Source organism: Vibrio sp. HI00D65 (genome assembly GCF_001635455.1).
Classification (GTDB): Bacteria; Pseudomonadota; Gammaproteobacteria; order Enterobacterales; family Vibrionaceae; genus Vibrio.
Map to the genome: position 1 here is coordinate 1 of NZ_LWEH01000426.1, position 6,123 is coordinate 6,123.

3 protein-coding genes, 1 tRNA gene and 2 rRNA genes are annotated in these 6,123 nt (G+C 40.9%); 3 read left to right on the forward strand and 3 right to left on the reverse strand.

Annotated elements, in window-relative coordinates; genetic code table 11:
* The first annotated feature begins 97 nt into the window (after positions 1-97).
* The 3 genes from A3712_RS21675 (at position 98) to A3712_RS21685 (ending at position 5,158) form a co-directional block, all read left to right on the forward strand.
* A complete protein-coding gene (locus tag A3712_RS21675) occupies positions 98-2,119 on the forward strand; it encodes a hypothetical protein (protein WP_063525003.1) in 2,022 nt (673 codons plus the stop codon).
* Between the two features lie 447 nt (positions 2,120-2,566).
* Positions 2,567-4,675, forward strand: coding sequence for an LruC domain-containing protein (locus tag A3712_RS21680; protein ID WP_063525004.1), 2,109 nt, complete (start codon positions 2,567-2,569; stop codon positions 4,673-4,675).
* Between the two features lie 12 nt (positions 4,676-4,687).
* Positions 4,688-5,158, forward strand: coding sequence for a hypothetical protein (locus A3712_RS21685; RefSeq protein WP_063525005.1), 471 nt, complete (start codon positions 4,688-4,690; stop codon positions 5,156-5,158).
* A 230-nt stretch (positions 5,159-5,388) separates the two neighbouring features.
* Here A3712_RS21685 and A3712_RS21690 read toward each other — a convergent pair.
* The 3 genes from A3712_RS21690 to A3712_RS21700 all read right to left on the reverse strand — a co-directional run.
* A tRNA-Ser gene (locus A3712_RS21690) sits at positions 5,389-5,479 on the reverse strand.
* Positions 5,480-5,563: 84 nt separating this feature from the next.
* Positions 5,564-5,679: ribosomal RNA gene (rrf, locus tag A3712_RS21695) — 5S ribosomal RNA — on the reverse strand.
* A gap of 166 nt (positions 5,680-5,845) precedes the next feature.
* A 23S ribosomal RNA gene (locus A3712_RS21700) occupies positions 5,846-6,123 on the reverse strand; the annotation flags it as partial.

Genomic DNA, 6,123 nt, shown 5'->3' on the forward strand with positions numbered 1-6,123 from the left:
CTATTTTTGTCATTTTTTGTCTTTATCTTGTTACTTGTCAAAAGTTGATCACCATATAATTTGCACTTCTAATTTATCAATGAGGTGCCATTTTCATATGTTTTCACAGCACATAAAAAATAACATTAAGAAGTCTATTTCATTAATATTTATTTTATTCATTGTCATTCCGTCATTAACTGCATGTGGCGGGGGCGGCGGAGCGAACGGTGGTAGTAGTGACAACGAGAATGATTTGCTTACAAAAAAATTAGAAAAGATCACCATCGAAGAGGTATATCATAAAGATATCCTAGAATCTCACGAGGCTTTGTCAAACAAAGTGCTACTATTTAGAGCAATCGGACATTATAGCGACAAGAGCACGAGTGATATCACATCATCAGTCCAATGGAGCAGCAGTGAAACGAATATCGCTAGTTTTGATAGACCTTCACAATTAAAGACACATCAAATCGGGAAAACAAGCATTATAGCAAAAGCAAACAATATTATTGCAACTTGGTCACTCTCTATAATAGATCCAGTTTCGATTACGGTGTCGCCTAGAGTCAAACCATTTAATTTTGATAATAACCAATCAGTTTATGTGCCAATGGGAACCTCAACATCACTAGATAGCATTGTTAAATGGAGTGATGGTTCAATTCGTGATGGCGCAGATTATGTTTCATGGATGCAAACAGGCGACAGTTTTGCTCAAGTTCCCTCCGAAAAAAATGGATTCAGAGCTGTAGGATATATTGGTGGAACCACAACATTAACAGCAAACTTTAAAGGAATTTCAAGCAATGAAATTTCTCTAACTGTCAGCGACGAACTGCTGAAAAAAATCATTATTAGACCCGTTTCCGACGATGAGAGTACGACTAAGTTAAATAACGCTTTATATGGAACAAGCCGAGAGTTTACTGCAGTTGGAGTATATCAAGACCCAAGAGATAATCAGGAAAGTAAAATTGATATCACAAAAGATGTAAACTGGGTATCAAGTGCACCAGATATATTCGATAACACTGATGGCAGCAATGTTTTTACCGCTAATAGTGAAGTAGGTAAAAGCAAAGCTACTATATCTGCAAGAATGTTTGATATCGAAAGTAATCCACAAGAAATGACAATATCTGATGCCAGATTGGAATCTGTTGAAATTATTGGCACAGGTAATTTAAACAATTTGGTTAACAATATTGAATTTTCACTTTCCGCAATCGGTCATTATACAAGCAATAAAGAATATGACAAAGAAATGATAGCCGATATTACGTCCTTTGTGGACTGGTCAAGCGCAGATGAGAGTATTTTAAAACAGACCGGTCATAATAGTTTCATACCAAAAAAAGAGCATAACGATATATTAGTTATTGCAGAAATTGATGGTACAAATTATGAGGTATCAAAATATTTCAACATTGTTTCAGGAAAACTAAAAAATATTAAAATTTCCGAAATACATAATTATCCTAATTATCCTATTATAAACACTGTTCCATATAAGAAGAGTCGAACTTATAAGGCGATCGGAGAGTACACTATCAATGAATCCAGTGATACTATTTCTTTAGACATAACAAATAATGTTAAATGGCAATTAGAACAAGGTGAAGGAGAGAAAGCTTTTCATTTATCAGGCAGTACTGTATTTGCTATTTCTCATGACCAAAGTACAGCGGCTATATTTGCCATCGGTGATAATAAAACAAAAATAACCAGTAATATTATAAAACTCACTAACATCGATTTTAATAAAACATTTACTTTAGGAACCCACAAATACAGTCTATCTGAGATAATGACAAGTAATACTCGCTTTCATTATCATTATGAAAATGGTTTTTCATGGGGTATAAGTACATGGCAAGATTCGGATGCTAGTTGTAAAGACTCGGGTAAGAGGCTAGCTTCAAAAGAAGAATTACAGACTATTCAGCGGACTATAGGTGATGTTAGCAACGCTTTTGGTTGGCCGGTCGGTAATGGTGAACTTGAATATTGGACAAGTAACCTTGGAGATGTGGATAACAGCCATATTAGTAAAAATATGAATATTCTGGGTGGCAGTTATGTCCAAGAGGACCGGACAGAAAATGCTAGTATTTGTGTATCAGATATTGAATAAAAACATCTCTTAGTTTGAAAGTAATGAAAAGCCAGTTGGTAGATACCAACTGGCTTTAGTGTTTTTAACAATAAGGCTTCATCTTTTTGATATCTATCAGCCATCTAAACATTGTGGCGAAATGTAGGGAAAATTAGGTCGAATTTCCTGAGTATGAGAGTAAAAATGTCTTGCCAACAAAGGTTACCCCCTTCTAGCTCTTTCGAATGCACCTAGCAAATATTCCTTGTATCTCTGTAATAGAATACCGAATATTAAAAAACGACATTTTATTGCTTCGTCGAAACCTTATTCAGCGTGTTAATGAACCTTCTTCCTAAACTGCTACTCATATTGAGATGCATATTCTGAAATCAACAAAACCCAAAAAAAAATCATTATTTTCAATACCTTATTAATGGCATGATTTTTCCATGTAAGTCAACGCACATTGTTAAGGGGATTACCATGAGAAGAATATCATTACTACTCGGGTCTATTTTGCTAGGGACTAGCGCACATGCCGCACCGTTTGATACATGTCCAAGTAAAGCGTACCTATTCCAATCCACCCCCACTCAAATCTATGGGGTTAATCTAGTAACCGGCTCGACGGTATTATTACAATCAGACACGGGAATACCAGGAAACGTCAATGCAGTTGGTTTTAATTTCACCGACCGTTATCTTTACGGCTATGATACAACCGAAAACCGCGTCGTACGATTGGGGCAGGACTTTCAAGCAGAAGTATTAAATGTTTCAGGCTTACTTGGCACCGGGAATCACTTCTTCGTAGGTGATGTTTATGATCACGTTTACTATTTATACAGAAAAAATAAAGGTGTCTATAAAATCGATTTATCACCACTCGACAGCGATCCAAATGCGACCCTATCACTGGTCCAAGTGAACTCTACCGCAACACTTACTATAGCTGACTTTGCTTTTCATCCCGACAACGGCAACATATACGCGGTAGATACGAACACCGGTCGTCTCTACAGCATAGATCGAACTAGTGGCTCAACGACACTGGTCGGTGACACTGGTGTAACAGGCGCTTTTGGCGCAGCTTACTTTGATGTCGAAGCCAATCTATACGTGTCACGTAACTCCGATGGTAAAATCTTCCGAATGGACTTGTCAGCGGCGAATCTAGCTTCAGGAAATGTATCTGCAGTCGAATTCGTTTCTAATGGCCCTGTATCCAATCAAAACGATGGTGCCCGCTGTGCCAATGCTCCGATTATCGACCCCAATGAACCGATTGATTTTGGTGATGCACCAGACACCTACAGTACGAACCTTACATCGAATGGCCCTCGTCATGAAGTTGATGGTGTTACTTACCTCGGTAGTGTCGCACCTGATGGTGATGTTGGCGGACAAGTCGATGATAATGCCGTCGACACCGCAGATGAAGAAGGGGTTGGCTTCGTATCGGCCCTCGACCCAGGCCTAAGCTCTGTTATTGAGGTCACCGCTTCCACGACTGGCTATTTATCCGCTTGGTTTGACTGGAACCGAGATGGTGACTTTGATGACGCTGATGAGCAAGTCTTCACCGATAAGCTACTTGACGCTGGCAGCAATATTCTTCCATTTATTGTATCTGATTCTGCAACTGCAGGCTCAAGTTGGAGTCGGTTCCGCTTTAGTCAACAAACCGGCCTTAACTATACTGGTGGTTCAACATCTGGTGAGGTCGAAGATCATCCAATTACTATAACAGGGAATGGTTACTCCGTTGAACACTTCCCGAGTGTCGACAGCTATGCCACCGTCGCTTACGAGGATAACTGGCCTTACACTGCGGATTACGACATGAATGATGTTGTTATGGACCTCCAAATAACAGAAATAACGCTCGCCGGCCATGTTGAGATTATAAAAATCTCAGGCAAGTTAGCTGCCTATGGTGCCAGCTATAAAAATGGGTTCGCTATTCGACTACCAGGCATCACTCGAAGTAGTATTGAGAATGCCTTAACAGTCTTGAAATTTGATGGGGTAGCGCAAGCATCGAACGGTCTTGAATCTATCTCCGATGAAGCGATATTTATTATCGGCGAAGACATGAGTGTTCATGCCAGCGCAAGTAGTGGCTGTGACTACTTCAGAACTGAGTTGGGTTGTGATACCAGTGCCTCCCTGTTTAATTTTTCACTTGATATATACTTTACTGAAGACTCAGATCGCTCGGCCATTACCAACATGCCGTATGACCCGTTCATCTTCGCAACACCAAGTACTTATCATGGAGAAGGCCTCCCATTCCAACCTGGTCGAACATTGGAGATTCACTTACCGGGGCAAGCTCCAACGGAACAATTCGATGTCAGCTTATACGGCATCGGTGTTGACGCGAGCTTAAACGGTTCAAATAACTACTTTAAAACCGCAACCTACCTTCCTTGGGCACTACTCATCGTTGAAGATTGGGAGTGGCCACTTGAACGCATTGACATCGTCGAGGCCTACCCAGAGTTCCAAGTTTGGGCAGAGTCCGGAGGAACGACAAGTCAAGATTGGCACCAATCGCCTGCCGCTAACAAAACTTACAATCAGCCATAAAGAGAGGACAAAATGAAATATTTTATTGCAATGATTATCGGCTTAGTACTTCTCGCATTGGCTGCATGTGGGGGCGGTGACAGCTCTGACGGAGGATCCAGCAATGAGGGCAGTTCCACTCCACCTCCAGTAGCTTTTGTCGAATCAGATGAGGCACCAACAAGCATGCATGATTTAGTTGTGCCTCAGGGCTTTGACTACAGCCCGGTAAAATCTAGCACACTAAGCGTAGATATAAGTAGTTTTTCAATACAACGTGCACATTTGAGTTTGTACAAGCAATTCGAAGAGGACAGCTCTGGAAACTACAAAGCAAGCTACTCAAGTAAAGTCGTCTCTATCCCGTTACAAGATGGCAAGGCAGTTTTTGAATTTAATGTATCTGATAGCCAAGGAAACTTACTGGCAGAGATTTGGTTTTACGACGGTACTGAACCAATTAAACAAGTTATTACTGCAAAAGACTCAAACTTGACACTGTAGCCCGTATACACCGGGTGGGTCATACGGCCTCTACCCCATCTAAAAATCGCATCGTTCTTAAGAACATGCGATTTTTTAGATGTTGCTTAAACCTCGCGCTCGCTAAACCTTAGCAATTATTAAACAAAGAGCAAAACTTTATTCGCAAATCTGGATTCAAATAGAAACTTGAAGAATATGGATTGTATGTAAAAAAAAGCCCGCTGATATCTCAGCGGGCTTTCTAATGGTGGTGGAGGGATAGGGATTTGAACCCTAGAACCGCTATTAACGGTTGCCGGTTTTCAAGACCGGTGCTTTCGACCACTCAGCCATCCCTCCAACAAATTGTTACTAAAATCAGTCTTACTTGTGTGCTGTTTCTAGTTTTATTTTCAGTTTTTTAAAACTGAAAACGTAAATCAAGCCTGGCGATGTCCTACTCTCACATGGGGAAGCCCCACACTACCATCGGCGCTATTGTGTTTCACTTCTGAGTTCGGCATGGAATCAGGTGGGTCCACAATGCTATGGTCGCCAAGCGAATTTTGCTTTTACTTTCAGCTTTTTTAAAAACTGAAGGCAAAATAATCTGGAAAGCTTATTAAAAGTGTTGTCTCTTCAAACTCATTCAAGTGTTCTTGTTTGCCTCTGCTTTTTAAAGCGGAAACAACAGTTTTGAGTCCATCAAAACCCCTTGGGTGTTGTATGGTTAAGCCTCACGGGCAATTAGTACAGGTTAGCTCAACGCCTCACAGCGCTTACACACCCTGCCTATCAACGTTCTAGTCTTGAACAACCCTTTAGGACGCTTAAAGCGCCAGGGAAAACTCATCTCAGGGCTCGCTTCCCGCTTAGATGCTTTCAGCGGTTATCGATTCCGAACTTAGCTACCGGGCAATGCCATTGGCATGACAACCCGAACACCAGAGGTTCGTCCACTCCGGTCCTCTCGTACTAGGAGCAGCCCCCTTCAATTTTCCAAC

Excerpts from the sequence above, each read along its gene's own strand:
- A3712_RS21680 (WP_063525004.1), top strand. The coding sequence starts at position 2,567 with ATGAGAAGAATATCATTACTACTCGGGTCTATTTTGCTAGGGACTAGC.
- A3712_RS21685 (WP_063525005.1), top strand. The coding sequence starts at position 4,688 with ATGAAATATTTTATTGCAATGATTATCGGCTTAGTACTTCTCGCATTG.
- A3712_RS21675 (WP_063525003.1), top strand. The coding sequence starts at position 98 with ATGTTTTCACAGCACATAAAAAATAACATTAAGAAGTCTATTTCATTA.